General features: G+C 72.1%; 12 protein-coding genes. 3 read left to right on the forward strand and 9 right to left on the reverse strand.

Going from position 1 to position 18088, the window contains the following annotated elements:
* Positions 1-95 precede the first annotated feature (95 nt).
* Genes AB0B35_RS28530 through pflB form a run of 3 tightly spaced genes read right to left on the reverse strand, consistent with a single transcriptional unit; the run spans position 96 to position 3768 of the window.
* Complete coding sequence (locus AB0B35_RS28530; protein WP_361050847.1) at positions 96-749, reverse strand: flavodoxin domain-containing protein; 654 nt, start codon at positions 747-749, stop codon at positions 96-98.
* A 35-nt stretch (positions 750-784) separates the two neighbouring features.
* Positions 785-1534 (reverse strand): pyruvate formate-lyase-activating protein, encoded by a 750-nt coding sequence (gene pflA / locus AB0B35_RS28535; RefSeq protein WP_361050850.1) that lies wholly within the window; start codon positions 1532-1534, stop codon positions 785-787.
* Positions 1531-3768, reverse strand: coding sequence for a formate C-acetyltransferase (pflB, locus tag AB0B35_RS28540; protein ID WP_361050853.1), 2238 nt, complete (start codon positions 3766-3768; stop codon positions 1531-1533). The genes pflA and pflB overlap by 4 nt, the downstream gene beginning before the upstream one ends.
* A gap of 257 nt (positions 3769-4025) precedes the next feature.
* Between pflB and AB0B35_RS28545 the strand changes: the two genes are divergently transcribed.
* Entirely contained in the window at positions 4026-6731 is a 2706-nt protein-coding gene (locus AB0B35_RS28545) for a GNAT family N-acetyltransferase (RefSeq protein ID WP_361050856.1), read from the forward strand.
* A 342-nt stretch (positions 6732-7073) separates the two neighbouring features.
* Here the strand turns inward: AB0B35_RS28545 and AB0B35_RS28550 are convergent, their stop codons facing one another.
* Complete coding sequence (locus AB0B35_RS28550; protein WP_361050859.1) at positions 7074-8012, reverse strand: universal stress protein; 939 nt, start codon at positions 8010-8012, stop codon at positions 7074-7076.
* A gap of 13 nt (positions 8013-8025) precedes the next feature.
* Positions 8026-9006, reverse strand: a complete 981-nt coding sequence (locus AB0B35_RS28555) for a nitroreductase family protein (protein WP_361050862.1) — start codon at positions 9004-9006, stop codon at positions 8026-8028.
* Between the two features lie 133 nt (positions 9007-9139).
* Here AB0B35_RS28555 and AB0B35_RS28560 point away from each other — a divergent pair, with 133 nt between their 5' ends.
* Entirely contained in the window at positions 9140-9781 is a 642-nt protein-coding gene (locus tag AB0B35_RS28560; protein ID WP_203696388.1) for a response regulator transcription factor, read from the forward strand.
* Here the strand turns inward: AB0B35_RS28560 and AB0B35_RS28565 are convergent.
* From AB0B35_RS28565 to AB0B35_RS28580, 4 genes are all read right to left on the reverse strand, one after another.
* Positions 9778-11457, reverse strand: coding sequence for a GAF domain-containing protein (locus tag AB0B35_RS28565; protein ID WP_361050864.1), 1680 nt, complete (start codon positions 11455-11457; stop codon positions 9778-9780). The two genes, AB0B35_RS28560 and AB0B35_RS28565, sit on opposite strands and share 4 nt — an antisense overlap.
* A gap of 87 nt (positions 11458-11544) precedes the next feature.
* Positions 11545-11979 carry a CBS domain-containing protein gene (locus tag AB0B35_RS28570; protein ID WP_360532135.1) on the reverse strand — a complete coding sequence of 145 codons (435 nt, stop codon included), beginning with the start codon at positions 11977-11979 and terminating at the stop codon, positions 11545-11547.
* Positions 11980-12011: 32 nt separating this feature from the next.
* Entirely contained in the window at positions 12012-12911 is a 900-nt protein-coding gene (locus tag AB0B35_RS28575; protein ID WP_361050866.1) for a universal stress protein, read from the reverse strand.
* Positions 12912-12933: 22 nt separating this feature from the next.
* The gene (locus AB0B35_RS28580; RefSeq protein WP_361050869.1) at positions 12934-15480 is read right to left on the reverse strand and encodes a cation-transporting P-type ATPase; all 2547 of its coding nucleotides are present in this window, start codon (positions 15478-15480) and stop codon (positions 12934-12936) included.
* A gap of 222 nt (positions 15481-15702) precedes the next feature.
* Between AB0B35_RS28580 and AB0B35_RS28585 the strand changes: the two genes are divergently transcribed.
* Complete coding sequence (locus AB0B35_RS28585) at positions 15703-18069, forward strand: phosphoketolase family protein (protein ID WP_361050872.1); 2367 nt, start codon at positions 15703-15705, stop codon at positions 18067-18069.
* The last annotated feature ends 19 nt before the right edge of the window (positions 18070-18088 follow it).

Below are 18088 nucleotides of genomic sequence, written 5' to 3' on the forward strand. Positions count from 1 at the left end.
GTCGATCACATCCCTCGGCCATTCGTTCACCTTCAGGGTGCGCCCGGTCCCGTTCTTCTCGGCAGGGCCGAAAGACCTGGTTGCGGGGGACTCTGTCACCTGATGCCGTCGGCCTTGAGGCCGGAAGAGAATCCGTAGGCCGCTGCGCGGTACTTCCGCTGCTTCTCGCCGGCCGGCGGCTGTGCGGATTCTCGCCCTGGCGCCGACGGACCCGTCGGCGCCGCAGAACTCTGCCGGAGGTCAGCGGCTGGTTGCCTGCCGCAGTTGCGACGCGATCTGCGTCGCCCAGGCGCCGATGCGTGCAGCGTTGCGGAAGTCCCGCCGCGGCCGTTACGGACCATGGCGCGGGCGGCAAATCCTCTGGCCTGGTCGGTCAGCCGACCGCCGAACGTCACGTGCTCGCGGGCAGCGAGCCGGCGAACCGCGTCGGCGGCGTGCGGCACTGGCGGGATGTCGGTGTGGTCGGCGCTGTCGTCGAGCGGTCCGCTACTGAAGACGTACACCGGGCGGCCGTGGAGCGCGGCTGCGTGGCGGCGGGCGAAGACGCGTGCGTCGCCATGCCATCTGCCGTTGTAGATGGCACCGCCGATGATGACGGCGTCGTAGCCGTCGACGGTGTGCACCTGCGCGGCCGGGCTGGTGTGGGCGGCGACGCCCGCGTCACGTAAGGCGGCGGCGATCATGTCTGCGATGCCTGCGGTGGAGCCGTTGTCGCTGCCATAGGCGACCAGGACGAGCAGGGGTTTCATAGCTGTCTCCGGGGCGGCGGTTCGGTGGGGGCTGGTCAGTAGGTGGTGATCCCACGGGCTCGGAACACGGCACGGGCCCGTTCGACGGCGTCGGCGTCGGGTGGCGACACGTGCGCGAGGGGGAAGTCCAGTCCGAGGACGGTGTACTTGTGGGCGCCGAGGCGGTGGAAGGGCAGTACCTCGACCCGCTGGACTGCGTTGAGGGAGGCGACGAAGCCGGCGAGCGCTTCGACGTTGGCGGGTGCGTCGGTGAGTCCAGGGACGAGCACGAATCTGATCCACATGGGTTTGCCCAGGGCGGACAGCCTGCGGGCGAACCGCAGGGTCGGCCCGACGCTTCCGGTGCGGGTGAGGTTGCGGTAGGTGGCCGGGTCGAAGGACTTGATGTCGAGCAGGACCAGGTCGGTGGCGTCGAGGAGGGTGTCGTCGGCGTGGTCGCCGAGGTAGCCGCTGGTGTCCAGGGCGGTGTGCAGGCCGCGTTCGTGGCAGCGTCGCAGGACCTGACGGGTGAAGGCCGGCTGCTGCAGGGGTTCGCCGCCGGACAGGGTCACTCCCCCGCCGGCGACCTTGATGAACCGTTCGTACTTGCCGATCTCGTTGAGCAACTGGTCGGTGGTGGTGGGTGTGCCGTTTCGGCGCAACCAGGTGTCGGGGCTGTGGCAGTACTGGCAGCGCAGCGGGCACCCGGCCAGGAACGCGACGAAACGGGTGCCGGGGCCGTCCACCCCGGTCGACAGGTCGAACGAGTGGACGGCTCCGGTGACGGTGGTGGTCGGGGTGCTCACAGCGCGCCGTGGAAGGTCCGCGACAGCACGTCATGCTGCTGCTCGGGGGTGAGCCGCACGAAGTGGACCGCATACCCGGAGACCCGGATCGTCAGGTGCGGGTGCAGCTCAGGGTGTTCCATCGCGTCGAGCAGCGTGGCCCGGTCCAGGACGTTGACGTTCATGTGGAAGCCGCCGGCGTCGGCATACCCGTCGAGGACGCCGACGAGGTTGGTGATCTGTTCGTCACGGTGGCGGCCCAGGCCGTCGGGGGTGACCGTCTCGGTCAGGGAGATGCCGTCGCGGGCGTCGGCGTAGGGCAGTTTCGCGACCGACAGGGCGGCGGCGACCATGCCGTGGCGGTCGCGTCCGTTCATCGGGTTGGCGCCCGGCGCGAACGGTTCGCCGGCGCGGCGGCCGTCGGGGGTGTTGCCGGTGTGGCGGCCGTACACGACGTTGGAGGTGATGGTCAGCACCGACAGGGTGGGTTCGGCGCCGCGGTAGGCGGCCTGCCGGCGGATCTTGTCCATGAAGGTGCGGACCAGCGCGACGGCGATGTGGTCGGCTCGGTCGTCGTTGTTGCCGAAGGTCGGGTAGTCGCCGTCGACGGTGTAGTCGATCGCGAGGCCGGTCTCGTCTCGCAGCACCTTGACGTTGGCGTGCCGGATCGCGGACAGGCTGTCGGCGGCCACGGACAGGCCGGCCATGCCGGTGGCGAGGAACCGGTGCACGGGGTAGTCGTGCAGTGCCATCTCCAGGCGTTCGTAGGCGTAGCGGTCGTGCATGTGGTGGATCACGTTGAGGGCGTCGACGTAGGTCTGCGCCAGCCAGTCCAGCGTGTGGTCGAATGCCACCATGACCTCGTCGTAGTCGAGGCTTTCGCCGCCGACGGGGGCCGTCGGCGGGGCGATCTGCTCGCCGGTGATCTCGTCGCGGCCGCCGTTGATCGCATACAGCAATGCTTTCGCCAGGTTGGCGCGAGCGCCGAAGAACTGCATGTCACGGCCGACGCGCATCGCCGACACGCAGCAGGCGATCGCGGTGTCGTCGTCGTAGGCGGGCCGGATGAGGTCGTCGTTCTCGTACTGGATGGCGCTGGTGTCCAGCGACACCTGGGCGCAGAACCGCTTGAACCCTTCGGGCAGCAGCGGCGACCACAGCACGGTCAGGTTGGGTTCGGGGGCCGGGCCGAGGTTGTACAGGGTCTGCAGGTACCGGAAGCTGGTCTTGGACACCAGCGTCTCACCGTCGGGGCGCATGCCGCCCAACGCCTCGGTGACCCAGGTCGGGTCGCCGGAGAACAGCTGGTCGTACTCGGGGGTGCGCAGGAACCGGATGATGCGCAGCTTGATGACGAAGTCGTCGACCAGTTCCTGTGCGGCCTGCTCGGTCAGCGTCCCCTCGGCGATGTCGCGCTGCAGGTAGATGTCGACGAAAGTCGCCGTGCGGCCCAGCGACATCGCCGCACCGTTCTGCTCCTTGGCCGCGGCCAGGTAGGCGAAGTACAGCCACTGGATCGCCTCGCGGCCGTCGGCGGCCGGTCGGGAGATGTCATAGCCGTAGGCGGCGGCCATCTGCCGCAGCTCGCGCAGGGCTCGGATCTGCTCGGCGAGTTCCTCCCGGTCGCGGATCACGTCGTCGGTGGACCGGACGGCGTCAAGGCCGTCTCGTTGTTCGCGGCGGTCGTCGATGAGCCGCTGCACGCCGTAGAGCGCGACGCGACGGTAGTCGCCGATGATCCGGCCGCGGCCGTAGGCGTCGGGCAGGCCGGTGATGATGTGCGAGCGGCGTGCGGCCAGGACGTCGGCGGGGTAGGCGTCGAACACGCCGTCGTTGTGGGTCTTGCGGTAGGTCGAGAAGACCGTGCGCACCGCCGGGTCCAGTTCGTAGCCGTAGGCGCGCAACCCGGCTTCGACCATCCGCAGGCCGCCGTTGGGCATGATGGCCCGCCGCAGCGGCGCGTCGGTCTGCAGGCCGACGATCAGCTCCAGGTCCTGGTCGATATAGCCGGGGGCATGGGAGGTGATCGTGGCCGGGATCCGGGCATCGACGTCGAGGACTCCCCTGCGCCGTTCCTCGGCGAACAGGGCCTGTAGCCGGTGCCACAGGGTCCTGGTGCGCTCGGTCGGCCCGGTCAGGAACCCGGCGCCGCCCCAGTACGCTTGGTGGTTGTCGTGCACGAACGCGGCGACGTCGATGCGCTCACGCCATGCCTGTCCGGTGAAGCCGCGCCACGGCCGGCCGCTGCGGGTCATCAGTTGTCCTCTCTCGCTGGCCTTGTCCCTTTCAGCGTCGGCCGCGCCCGGCCGCCGGCGTAGGGCCGCAGGTCCCGTCAGGCCAGGCCGGGCGTCCCGCTGCGATCGGCGGCTGCTGCGCTCAGCAACTCGGAGCCGCGGTCGGCGAGAAGTCCGGACGGGACCTTGGGAACACCCCCGGGGGGACCTGTGGCCCTGCCCGCCAGGCGGGCGTTGATGTTGGCTGCTGCTGTCGGATCGGCTAGCAGGAGGAACACATGAGCACCACAGTTCACGTGGGCACGGTCGCGGCCGCAGACGCGCTCACCGCGGAAGGGCAGATCGTGCGGATCCGGCCGGTGACGGCCGCCGACGCAGCCGGTCTTGAGGCGCTGTACCACGGGGGTTCGGTCGACAGCCTGCGCATGCGTTTCTTCGTCGTCCCAGGCGATGCCACGCTGAAAGCAGAGATCGACCGGTTGTGCCGGCCGCCGTCCGGCACGCACGGCAGCCTGGTCGCGTTGTCAGACGGCGCGATCGTCGGGGTCGCGTCGTGGGAGCGAGGCGACCCCGACACCGACACCGCCGACTTCGCGGTGTTCGTCGGCGAGCGCAGCCGTGGCGAGGGCATCGGCACGCTGCTGCTGGAGCACCTGTGCGCGTGGGCGCGGACCTGCGAGGTGACCCGGCTGGTCGGGCAGACGCTGGCAGGCAACGTCGCGATGCGCCGCGTCACCCGCGGCCTCGACTCCGACGCCGAGATCGGCACCGTGGACGAGGTCGTCGAGCTGAGCGTGCCGACCACACCGGGCGAGGCTTCGCTGCTGGCGATGGATGTACGCGACCGGTCGACGCAGCGGGCGTCGCTGGGCCCGCTGCTGGCTCCCCGCGCTGTCGCGGTGGTCGGCGCCGGGCGTCGACCGGGCGGCGTCGGCCATGAGACGCTGGCCGCGCTGCGGGAGGGCGGCTACACCGGTGACCTGTATGCGGTCAACCCGCACGCAGCGAAGGTCGCCGGCGTCGAGGCCTACCGCTGCCTGTCGGACCTGCCGGGCCCGGTCGACCTGGTGGTCGTCGCGGTGCCCGCCGACGCGGTCGCCGCGGTCGTCGAGCAAGCCGCGGACGCGGGTGCAGGTGCCGTGGTGGTGCTCAGTTCCGGGTTCGGTGAGACCGGCCCGGCTGGTCAGGCGATGCAGTCCGACCTGGTGCGGGTGGCCCGCAAGCACGGGATCCGGCTGGTCGGCCCGAACTGTCTCGGGGTGGTCAACACCGACCCTGAGGTGGCGCTCAACGCCAGCTTCGCAGCCGTGACCCCGGCGCGCGGCGGCTTGGCGGTGGCGTCGCAGTCAGGTGCGGTCGGTATCGCGTTACTGGAACACGCCGCGCGCAACGGCTGCGGTGTGTCCACATTCGTGTCACTCGGCAACAAGGCCGACGTCAGCGGCAACGACCTGATCGCCTACTGGTACGACGACCCGGCCACCACGGCGGTCGCGCTGTACCTGGAGTCGTTCGGCAACCCGCGCCGGTTCGCCCGTACCGTGCGCGCCCTGGCCCGCCGCAAACCGGTCCTGGCGGTCAAGAGCGGCCGCTCGCAGTCGGGCCGCCGGGCCGGCGCGTCGCACACCGCCGCGGCGGCGTCACCCGACGTCAGCGTCGACGCCCTGTTCGCCCAGGCCGGAGTCATCCGCGTCGACCACCTCGGTGAGCTCATCGACGCCGCCCGGATGCTGACCGACCAGCCGCTGCCGGGCGGCGACCGGCTCGCGATCATCGGCAACGCGGGCGGCATCAACGTCCTCGCCGCCGACGCCGCCGAATCCGGACAGTTGACCGTCCCGACCCTCACCCCGCACGTGACCGCGCAGCTGGCGGCCTGCTCCCCGGGCGCGACCGGGCACGACAACCCGCTCGACCTGGGAGCAGCCGCGGACACCGCCACCTTCGCCGCCGCCGTCGAAGCGGTCGCGGGCAGCGGGGAGGTCGACGCGCTGCTGCTCGTGGTAGCCGCGACCCGCGCCAACGATGTGCCGGGCACCCTGGCCGCGCTGGCCGCGGTCCTCGACCGCCACCACGGCCTGCCCGCAGCGGTGGTCGTGCTCGGCATGTCCGCGCCCCCGACGACGCTCGGCGCCCGCCACGCGCCGGTGTTCGACCTGCCCGAACAGGCGGTCACCGCGCTCGGGCACGCCGCCAGGTACGCGGCCTGGCGCCGCGAACCCCTGGGCCACCAGCCGGCCCTGGCCGGCGTCGACACCCGGGCCGCACGGAAACTGGTCGAATCGGCCCTGCACACCGGCGACGGATGGCAGACCTACGACGTCATCGCCGCAGTGCTCGCCTGCTACGGCATCGGGCTGCTGACCACAGCCGTCGCCCTGGATGCCGACGCCGCCGTGAGCGCCGCCCGCGCTGCCGGCTACCCCGTCGCGCTCAAGAGCGCCGACCCCCGCCTGGTGCACAAGTCCGACGTCGGCGGTGTTCGCCTGCACCTGCGCGACGACGCCCAGGTCCGCAAGGCCTTCGCACCGGTCGCCAACGCCGGAGATCCCTCCTGCGGGGTGCTGGTCCAGCCGATGGCGCCCGGTGACGTCGAGCTGACGGCGGGCATCGTGCACGACCCCCTGTTCGGGTCGCTGGTCATGTTCGGACATGGCGGAGTCCACACCGACGTGCTCGCCGACCGGTCGTTCCGGCTGGTCCCGCTCACCGACCGGGACACCGCCCGGATGTGGCAGGGCCTGCGAAGCGCCCCGCTGCTGACCGGCTACCGCGGCGCCCCTCCCGTGGACACCGGCTCGGTCGAGGATCTGATCGCCCGCATCGGGCGACTCGCGCAGGACCTGCCCGAGATCGCGGAACTGGACCTCAACCCGGTCCTGGCAGGGCCGGACGGGGTCCTGGCGGTGGACGCGAAGATGCGACTGGCCACCGTCGGCGCCGAACCCGACCCGTCGCTGCGGCAGCTGCGCTCGCCCGACTGACACCGACCCGTTACCCGGCGACATTCATGGTGGGCGGGGGCGATGGCGCGGATGAGCCAGCGGCGGGTCGGTGCAGGCAGGTCGACAGCCATGTCCGCGGTGAACTCCGCTGCGGGTCGGTGGGTGCGGTGAGTGCGCTCCCATTGGGCCCGCAGGTGCGGTTCGATACCGGCCGGCTGGGCTGACGGGTGGTGTTGGGGCCGTGCTGCGGTGTTCATGACGCTGCCTGCTGGTGGGAACCTATGTGTCCAGGCCGGTACCCGGCACGGCCGGTTGGCGGGTGGCAGGAGAGTCTCTCCGACCACCCGCCAGCCTGCGGGTTCGAGCCGCCCGGCGCGCAGATCAGTGTTCGGTGGGGTGAATGACCGCGACGGGGCTGTGGGCGTGGTGGACGAGGGCTCCGCTGACGGAGCCGAGCAACAGGCCGGCGAATCCGCCCCGGCCGCGGCAGCCGACGACGGTGAGCGTGGCACCGCGGGAGGCTTCGACGAGGCTGTATTCGCTGTTGAGGCTGCGGATGGCGTGCGTTTCGAGTTTCAGTTGCGGGTGGGTGGTGATCAGCGCTGAGGTCGCGTCGGCGAGCAGGCGCTGCGCCCGGTCCTCGGCTGCGCGTTCGGCTTCGGCCTGTGCGGCGGTCTCGTCCGCGACGAGCTGCAGCCAGGGTTGAGGCCAGTACACGTGCGCGACGACCAGAGCGACGTCGCGGCTGACGGCTTCTTCGGCAGCGAAGGTGAGGGCTGCGCGCGCGGCCGGGGATCCGTCGATGCCGACGACGACCGGCCCGTGTGCGGCGGGAGGTGCCGGCCGCTCCGGACCTGGCTCGATCGAGGCGTCGGGCACCGGCGGGCGCACGACGATGACCGGGCAGTGGGCGTGAGCGGCGACCTGTGCCGACACCGAGCCGAGGAGCAGTTCGGCGAACCCGCCGATGCCGCGGCTGCCGACGACGGTCACTGCGGCGGTGCGGGATTGCTCGATCAGGACCGGCGCGGGGCCGCCGGTGATCTGCCGGGCGTGGATCTCGCCGAGTTCGGGGTGCTGCTTGCGCAGGGTGTCGACGGCGTCGGCGAGACTGCGGTCGATCGCGTCGCGGGTGTCGGCGTCGTCGTAGTACGGCTCGGCCAGCCCGGCGGTGCCGTAGCCGAACAGGGGGCTGAGGTAGCCGTACACCAGGTGCAGGGGCGCCTGGCGGCGCACGGCGAGGTCTGCGGCGTAGGACGCGGCGGCGAGGCTGGACGGCGAGCCGTCGACGCCGACGAGGATCGGCCGGTGGGCGGTCATGTCGGTCTCCTGTTCAAGGTGCGGAGGTGATGGACTCTTCGTAGGGCCGCCGTGTGGTCGGCGGTGGCATGCGGGGTTGGGCGTAGCCGACCCGTACGCAGACCTGCGGCTCGCCGAGTCCGGGCAGCAGGCGGCGCAGTTCGTCGCGGGTGCCGGGGACCTCGGTGACGTCGCTGATCGGGGCGCCGGCCAGGCCGTGGACGGTCGCGGTGAGCAGGACCGCCGACAGGGCCTGTCCGGCGTGCAACCAGGCGGCCGGGGTGTCGTCGTCGGTGAACAGCACCAGGTAGCGGGCTCCGGCGTCGGTGTCGCGGCCGGGACGCATGGTCTGTCCGCCGAAGGGCGCATAGTCGCGGATCGGGACCCGCCGCGGGACTGCCTGCACGGTCGTTTCGGTGGACACGCCTTCGCCGCTCCACGGGGGCCGGTGCGTCCAGTCGGCGAGTTCGGCACGGTAGTCGGGGTCGGACAGCTGCAGGGCTCCGGCGCGGACCGCGGCCAGAGCGAGGACGGCGACCTGGTCGTCGCGGACGAGGTGGACGTGTGCGTGCTCGTGCTCCCCGGCGGTGATCAGTGCCCGGCAGGTGGCGTCGGTGACCGGTTGGGTGGTGAACGGCCGCCGGTCGGTGTGCCGGCGTGTGATCGCGGTGAAAGCCTGCAGTTCGGCCAGGGTCGGCTCGTGCGGGCCCTCGATGCCGATCTCGGCGAGCAGGTCCGGGTCGGCCGGGTGGGGTAGTTCGCGGACGTCGGCGGCGAGGCCGGCGGCGGCCAGGGCGATGCGGGCGTGATGCAGGCCGGCACCGCAGCTCACGGTCAGGAGCCGGCCCTGCGGGTCGGCCGTGGGCAGCTGGCGTCTGCGGTCGGCGTACAGGCGCAGCACTGCCGGGTCGGCCTGCCAGCGCCACGGCTGGGTGTTGAAGATGGACGGCGCAGCGAGCGCGGTGCGGGCCGCGTCGTACAGCGCCTGTGCGCGGCTCGTCTCGTCTGCTGTCATGGCTTCACTGTCCGCCCGCGGCATCGGGCCCGGTCAGTGCCGGCGGGCCTGGCGCGGCAGGGGCGGGGGTCCCGTCTGTGGAGGGGTCTTTGGTCCCTTCCGCGCCGAGTCCGGGCAGGTGGACAATGCGGGTGTGATCCGTGTCTTTCTGCTCGACGACCACGAGGTGGTCCGTCGCGGCCTTCGCGACCTGCTAGAAGCCGCCGGTGATATCGAGGTGGTCGGCGAGTCGGGTTCGGCCGCCGAGGCCACCAGGCGTATCCCGGCGCTGCGGCCCGACGTCGCGGTGCTCGACGGGCGGCTGCCCGACGGCAGCGGCATCGACGTGTGCCGTGATGTGCGTTCGGTCGACCCGGACATCAAGGGCCTGATCCTGACCTCGTACGAGGACGACGAGGCGCTGTTCGCCGCGATCATGGCCGGTGCCGCGGGTTATGTCCTCAAGCAGATCAAGGGCACCGATCTCGTCGACGGGATACGCCGGGTCGCGGCCGGGCAGTCGCTGCTCGATCCGGCCGTCACGCAGCGGGTCCTGGAACGCATCCGCAACCCGAAACACGAACCCGACCAGCTCAAGTCGTTGACCGACCAGGAACGCAAGATCCTCGGCTATGTCGCCGACGGGCTCACCAACCGGCAGATCGCGGCGCAGATGTTCCTGGCCGAGAAGACGGTCAAGAACTACGTGTCCAGCCTGCTGACCAAGCTCGGCCTGGAACGGCGCACGCAGGCCGCGGTGTTCGCGGTGAAGCTGACCGGGCAGCCGCCGCGTTAGGCGATGGGCACGCTCCAGCGCAGCACGGTGCCGGCCGGGTCGCCGGGTTCTACGGTGAGCTGACCGCCGTGCAGTGCCGCGCGCTCGGCGAGGTTCAGCAGACCGCCGCGGGGCGTGGCGCCGCCGGTGCCGTTGTCGGCGATGGTGGCGCTGAGCCGGCCGCCGTCTACGGCGATCGACACGACGACCCGTCCGGCGTGTGCGTGACGTACCACGTTGGACAGTGCCTCGCGGACGACGGCGAGCAGGTCGGCGTGCAGCTCGTCAGGCACGGCGCTGTCCACCGGCCCGTCCAGGACCAGGTCGGGCCGGAACCCCAGCGATTCGGCCGCGCCGTCGACTAGGGTGCGCAGCTCGGAGCGCAGTGATTGTCCGGCGGGGCTGCGCAGCTCGAAGATCGCGCCGCGGATGTCGCGGATGGTGCTGTCCAGCGCGTCGACCGCCGCCCCGATGCGGGTCGCCAGTTCCGGGCGGGCGGCCGACATGGAGGCGACGGTCTGCAGCTGCAGGCCGGTGGCGAACAGCCGCTGGATGACCACGTCGTGCAGGTCCCGGGCGATGCGTTCGCGGTCGGACAGCACCAGCAGCTGCTCGCGGTCCTCGCGGGCGCGGGCGCGCAGCAGCGCCAGGCCGGCCTGCCCGGCGAACGCGGTCAGCAGCAGCTCGTCGTCGGCGCGCGCTGCGCCGGCATAGGCGACCAGCAGCACGCCCTGCCCAGCGGCGAACGGTGCGGCGATGCCGCGGATGTCGGGTACGGCAACCGGCCACGGGGCTGCCTTGCTGAGCTGGTCGAGGGTCACGACCTGCTGATGGGCAAGCACTGGCGCGAATCCGGTCTGGCCCACCGGCAGGACGGCGCCCGCCAGGCCGGGCACGGGTTCGGCGGCGTCGACGACGGCGACGGTCAGGGTCGCGTTGTCCTCGTCGTGCAGCAGGATGGCGACGAGGTCGGCTTCGGCGACCTCGCGGGCGCGGCGGGCGACCAACTCCAGGGCTTCGGCGGTCGAGGTGTCCGCACCGAGCGAGTTGATGATCTCGGCGGTGGCGGCCAGCCACCGCTGCCGGCGCTGCGCCACGGCGTACAGGCGGGCGTTCTCGATCGCCGCGCCCGCGGCCGCGGCCAGCGCGATGGTGATCTCCTGGTCGTCGTCGGTGAACTCGGCCGCGTTGCGTTTCTCGGCCAGGTACAGGTTGCCGAACACCTGGTCGCGGATCCGGATCGGCACCCCGAGGAAGCTGTGCATCGGCGGGTGGTTGGGCGGGAACCCGACCGAGCGCGGGTGGGTGGAGATGTCGGGCACCCGTACCGGCTCAGGGTGGCTGATCAGCAGGCCGAGCACGCCGTGCCCGGTGGGCAGGTCGCCGATGGCGGCGTGCTGTTCCGGGGAGATGCCGTGGGTGATGAACTCGACCAGGCGTTCGTCGGGGCCCAGCACGCCCAGCGCGCCGTATCTGGCGCCGGCCAGCCGGCACGCGGCCACGACGATGCGTTCGAGGGTGGAGCGCAGGTCCAGGTCGGTGCCGATGCCGACGACCGCGTCGAGCAGGCTGCGCAGCCGCTCGCGGCTGGCCATGACCTCCGACACGCGGTCGAGCAGCTCCTGCAGGAGCTCGTCGAGTTGGACGCGGGAGAGGGGCGACAGGCCGAGCGATGCCCACTGGTTTTCCACAGCCATGATGCTATGGCTCCGGCCGGGGTGCGTTCATCCCCGGTACGCGACGCGGCCGCTCCCGGCCACCGCCTCGCCGTGCTGCGGGCGGGTTCAGCGGGTGAGAAGGGTGACCAGGTCGCTGCCGGTGATGATGCCGACGGCGCAGCCGCGGCGGTCCACGACCGCGACGGCGTCGACGTGGTTGCCGCACATCAGCCGGGCTGCGTCGACCACCGCGGCGTCGGCGTCGACGGCGGCCGGGGTGCTGTCCAGCACGCTGGACACGTGGCGTGCGGACAGGCACCCGGGTTCGGCGGCCCACGCCGCGACGATCGCCCGGTCGCTGATCACCCCGGCGCACCGCCCCGCGCCGTCGACGACGACAAGGTGGCGCAGCTTGGTGCCGGCCATCGCAGCGAGGGCGTCTTCCAGCGTCGCCGAGGCGGCCACCTGCACCGGGTGCGTGCTCATCACCTCGCGTACCGCTCGTTGCGGCAGGCCCTGCGGCGTGGTCGCCGGGCGGGCCGGATCTGACGTCGTGGACATGTTGCTTGCTCCCCGTGTTCAGACGACAACGGTCACGGCGTGCGATCGTGTCGCGGGTCCGGAACCACCAGGACGGGGCAGGCAGCGTGGTGCAGGACCTGCTGGCTGACCGAGCCCAGCAGCAGTCCGGCGAATCCGCCGCGTCCTCTGGCACCGACGACGATCAGTTGCGCCAGTTCGCTGAGCTGCACGAGAGTGCGTCCGGGCCCGCCGCATTCCAGCTTTTCACGCACCTCGACCTTGGGGTGGCGCGCCGAAACCGCGGCCACGGCGTCGGCCAGGACGAGCCTTTCGGCGTCCTCGACCGGTCCGCAGTCGGCCGGCACCGGCGGGGTGTAGAGCGTGGCCGCCACCGGGTAGGTCCAGGTGCGTACGGCCAGCAGTTCTGCGTGGCGCTGCTCGGCGGTGACGAATGCGGCCTCGATCGCCGCCGCGCCGGCGGGCGAGTCGTCGACACCCACGACGATCGGGCCGCCGGCGTGTTGCTCGCCGCGGGCGACGAGGACCGGTGTGGTGCTGTGTGCGGTGACCTGAACGGCGACCGAGCCCAGCAGCAGGCCGGTGAATCCGCCGAGGCCGCGGTCGCCGAGGACCAGCAGTTCGGCGTCACGTGCCGCGGCGAGCAGCACCGACGCGGGGGCGCCGGTGACGAGGTCGGTCGTGGCGGTGACGTCGGGCTGAGCCGCGGTGGCGGTCGCGGCGGCTTCGGCGAGCAGGCGCTCGGCGTCGTGTTGCAGGCCGCCTTCGGGCACGGCCTGCGATGCGCCGACGTTGACGTGCATCAGCGGCCAGATGAAGGCGTGCACGATCCGCAGGTTGCGGCCGCGGCGGGCTGCCTCGTGCGCGGCGAGCCGCACAGCGGACAGCGCGGCGGCTGATCCGTCGACGCCCACCACGATGTCGCGCCGTGTCTGCCGTTCCTGGCTGTCCATGAGTGGCTCCTGTCCGTATGAATTATCGACGGTCTCGGCGGCGCTGGAGGGCTGTCCGCCAGATGACGGCGAGCGTCCCGGGCAGCAGGGCGGCTGCGGCGCAGAAGGCGAGCTGGGTGGCGTTGAGCGGTGCTGTGCCCAGCAGGGCGCGCAGGGCCGGGATCACGACTGCGGCGAGCTGGGCGAGTGCCGACAGGGCGACGGCGGCGAGCAGGCCGGGGTTGGCCCAGCGGGTCCCGCGTGGTCGGGTGGCGCGTGATGCCAGGGCGATGCCGAGCTGGGCGAGGCCGAGCACGACGAAGACCATGCTCTGCCAGGGCCAGCCGGCGGCTGCGGCGTACAGGCCGGTGCCGATGGTGACGGCGGTCAGCAGCGCGCCGAGGGCAAGGACGTCGCGCAGCAGTCCGTCGCCGAGGATCTGCTCGTCGGGCGGGCGCGGCGGTCGGCGCAGCACGTCGGGTTCGGCGGGTTCGGCGCCCAGGGCGACGCCGGGCAGGCCGTGGGTGAGCAGGTTGATCCACAGGATCTGGCCGGGCAGCAGCGGCAGGCCCAGTCCGAGCAGCGGGCCGATGAGCATGACGGCCAGTTCGGCGGCCCCGCCGGCCAGGCCGTAGCGCAGGAAGCGGCGGATGTTGTCGTACACCCGGCGGCCTTCGGCCACGGCGTGGCTGACGGTGGCAAGGTTGTCGTCGACCAGGACGAGGTCGGCGGCCTGGCGGGCGACCTCGGTGCCGCCGCCCATCGCCACGCCGATGTCGGCGCGGGTGAGCGCGGGAGCGTCGTTGACGCCGTCGCCGGTCATCGCGACGACGTGGCCGTGGTGCTGGAGTTCGGCGATGATGTCGAGCTTCTGCTCGGGCTGGGTGCGGGCGAACACCCGCACCTGGTGGGCCTGCGCCGGCTGGTCGCCGGTGGCGATCGGGTCGCCGGGCTGCCAGATGCCGATCTGGGCGGCGATGTGCGCTGCGGTGCCGGGGTGGTCACCGGTGATCAGCATGAGCCGGATGCCGGCCTGGGTGAACTCGGCGGCTGTCGTAGCGGCGGAAGGCCGTAGGGGGTCCTCGATGCCGATGACGCCGAGGGGCCGTAGTCCGGTCGGCGCGATCGGGTTGGTCGGCTCGGCCGTGGTGCCTGCTGCGATCGCGAGCACGCGAAGACCTGAGGCGGCCAGGTCCGCGGCGGCTTGGCGGATGGCGGCCAGGTGCGGGTCCGCCGGGTCGACGACGGGCGCGCCGAGGACGCTTTCGGGTGCGCCTTTGCAGATGGTCAGGTAGGTGTCGCCGTCGCGGTGGACGGTGGTCATCTGCCGGGTGGCCTGATCGAACGGGTGTTCGGCCCAGCGGGGTGCGTTCGCCCGCACCGTGTCGGGGTCCAGGCCGCAGCGAGCCGCGAACGTGACCAGGGCGGCTTCGAGCGGGTCGCCGACCGCGGCCCACGCCGGCCGGTCGGGTGCCGGTGGCAGGACTGCGGCGTCGGAGCAGAGCAGCCCGGCGCGGGCCAGGTCGAGCAACGGCTGCCGCAGCGGTGCGGCGGTGCCGGTGATCTGCCCGGCGGGTTCGTAGCCGATGCCGGTGACCGCGACGTCGGCACCGGGCGCGACGGCCCGGCGCACGGTCATCCGGCCCTCGGTCATGGTGCCGGTCTTGTCGGACGCGACGACGGTCACCGACCCCATCGTCTCGACCGCGTGCAGGTTGCGTGGGATCGCCCGGCGGCGGGCCATCCGGCGGGCGCCCAGGGCCAGCGACAGGGTCACCACGGCGGGCAGCGACTCCGGGACCGCGGCGACGACCAGGCTGACCGCGGTCAGGGCCATCAACAGCAGCGGCCTGCCTGCGGCCAGCCCCGCAACGAACACGACCAGGCACAACGCGACCGCGAGCGCGCCGAGGACACGGCTGAGCCGGGTGAGGCGCTTCTGCAGCGGGGTCGGTCCGGCGTGGGTGGTCGCGACAAGCTCGGCGATGCGGCCCAGGGCGCTGCGCGCGCCGGTGCGCATCACCGTGCCTGCGGCGCGGCCGGTGACCAGCACCGTCCCCGCGGACAGTTCGTCGCCCGCGTCACGGGTCACGGGCACGGACTCGCCGGTCAGGGCTGCTTCGTCGGCCTGGCACCGGTGTGCGTCGTGCAGCAGCAGGTCGGCGGGCACGATGTCACCGGCCTCGACCCGTACCGCATCGCCGCGGACCAGGTCGGCGGCGGGCACGACGAGTTCGGTGCCGTCGCGGGTGACCCGGGCGGTCGGCGCCGTGAGGGTGTCCAGCGCGGCGACTGCCTTGTCCGCGCGGACCTGCTGTGCGACGCCGATGGCGGTGTTGAGGCACACGACCACTGCGATGATCGCCGTGTCGGCCCAGTCCCCGAGAATGCCGGTCACCGCCCCGGCGACCAGCAGCAGCGACACGAGCGGGTCGGCCAGCTGCGCCAGTACCCGCCGCAGCAGACGGGGCGGACGCGGGGGCGCGACGGCGTTCGGGCCGTCCTGCGCCAACCGCGCCGCGGCTTCGCCGGCGGTGAGGCCGGCCGGCCTCTGCCCGGCGAATGTGGCGGGTGTCTCGGTGAGGGCCATGGTTCCAAGGCTCTCGCCGTTGCGTACCTGCCGCAAAGAGCAGATCGCCCCGACGCGCACAGGCCGCTGGGGCACGATGCCCGGGCCGAAAGTCCCGACCTGGTGACCGCGCCGACGGCGAGCCCCGCCCCCGGCCAGCCCGAATGTCGCGGAGGGGGCCGAAGGTCCCGAAGCGGCAGGGCATGCAGGCCCTACACCCCACCCGTCACACCGGCCACGCTGATGAACATGCATATCGCACAGGGCGCCCCGCTGGGCGCGCAGGAGCTCGCACGCATCGACGCGCACTGGCGAGCCGCCAACTACCTGTCCGTCGGGCAGATCTACCTGATGGCCAACCCGCTGCTGACCGAGCCGCTGCTGCCCGAACACGTCAAGCCGCGCCTGCTCGGCCACTGGGGCACCACCCCCGGCCTGAACCTGCTCTACACGCACCTGAACCGGATCATCGCCGGGCGCGGCCAGGAGACCATCTACATCACCGGTCCCGGCCACGGCGGCCCCGGCCTGGTCGCCAACACCTGGCTGGAGGGCACCTACAGCGAGACGTATCCGCACGTCAGCCTCGACGAGCGCGGCATGGGCCGGCTGTTCCGGCAGTTCTCGTTCCCCGGCGGCATCCCCAGCCACGTCGCGCCGGAGACACCCGGATCGATCCACGAGGGCGGCGAGCTGGGCTACAGCTTGTCCCACGCCTACGGCGCCGCCCTGGACAACCCGGGCCTGCTCGTCGCGTGCGTCATCGGCGACGGCGAGGCCGAGACCGGCCCGCTGGCGGCGTCGTGGCACTCCAACAAGTTCCTCGACCCGGTCGGCGACGGGGCGGTGCTGCCGATCCTGCACCTCAACGGCTACAAGATCGCCAACCCGACGGTGCTGGCCCGGCTGTCCGACGAGGAGCTGACGGCGCTGCTGACCGGCTACGGGCACAAGCCCTACCTCGTCGAGGGCGACGACCCGGCGGCCGTGCACCAGCTGCTGGCCGCGACCCTCGACACGGTCTGCGACGAGATCGCCGCGATCCAGGCCGACGCCCGCACCGGCGTACTCCGCGACCGGCCGCGGTGGCCGATGATCGTGCTGCGCACCCCGAAGGGCTGGACCGGGCCGAAGCACGTCGACGGCGTGCCGGTCGAGGGAACCTGGCGCGCCCACCAGGTGCCGCTGTCGGCCGCCCGCGACGACAACGACCACCTGGCGCTGCTCGCCGACTGGATGCGCTCCTATCGGCCCGACGAGCTGTTCGACGCCACCGGCGCGCCACGCCCGGAGGTCGTCGGGTGGCTGCCCGCCGGGCAGCTGCGCATGGGCGCCAACCCGCACACCAACGGCGGGCATCTTGTCCGCGACCTGGAACTGCCCGACTTTCGGGCGTACGGCGTCAAGCCCGGCCCGCTCGCCGAGCCGACCAGAGTGCTGGGCTCCTGGGTGCGCGACGTGATGGCCGCCAACGCCGCCTACCGCAACTTCCGGATCGTCGGCCCGGACGAGACCGAGTCCAACCGGCTCGGCGCCGTGCTCGACGTCACCGGCAAGGCGTGGCACGCCCGGACCGTCGACACCGACCTGCATCTGGACCCGCACGGGCGGGTCATGGAGATCCTGTCCGAGCACACCTGCCAGGGCTGGCTGGAGGGCTACCTGCTGACCGGCCGACACGGCCTGTTCTCCTGCTACGAGGCGTTCGTACACATCGTCGACTCGATGGTCAACCAGCACGCCAAGTGGCTGAAGGTCAGCCGCGAGCTGGACTGGCGCAAGCCGATCCCGTCGTTGAACTACCTGCTGACCTCGCACGTGTGGCGCCAGGACCACAACGGCTTCTCCCACCAGGACCCCGGGTTCATCGACCACGTCGTCAACAAGAAGGCCGACGTCATCAGGGTGTACCTGCCGCCGGACGCCAACACCCTGCTGTCGGTGGCCGACCACTGCCTGCGCAGCCGCGACTACATCAACGTCGTCGTGGCCGGCAAGCAGCCCGCGCCGACGTTCCTCGACATCGACGAGGCCGTCGCGCACTGCACCCGCGGCCTGGGCATCTGGCCGTGGGCGGCCGACGACGACGGCGACCCCGACGTGGTCCTCGCCGCCGCCGGCGACGTGCCCACCATGGAGATCCTCGCCGCCGCGGACCTGCTGCGCGAGCACCTGCCCCAGCTGCGGGTACGCGTGGTGAACGTGGTCGACCTGATGCGGCTCCAGCCGCAGACCGAGCACCCCCACGGCCTGCCCGACGCCGAGTACGACGCCATCTTCACCACCGACCGGCCGGTCATCTTCGCCTACCACGGCTACCCGTGGCTGATCCACCGGCTCACCTACCGTCGCCACGGCCACGAGCACCTGCACGTGCGCGGCTACAAGGAGGAGGGCACCACCACCACACCGTTCGACATGCTGGTCCGCAACGACATGGACCGGTTCCACCTGGTCATCGACGTCATCGACCGGGTGCCCGGCCTGGCCCGCAAGGCCGCGGCGCTGCGCCAGGCGATGGTCGACAAGCGCACCGAGCACACCGCATACATCCGCCAGACCGGCCAGGACCTGCCCGAGATCCGCGACTGGGCACCGACGCGCCGCTGAACCGGCCGTCACACAAGGA

It is taken from the genome of Catellatospora sp. NPDC049133, assembly GCF_040648455.1.
Taxonomy (GTDB): domain Bacteria; phylum Actinomycetota; class Actinomycetes; order Mycobacteriales; family Micromonosporaceae; genus Catellatospora; species Catellatospora aurea.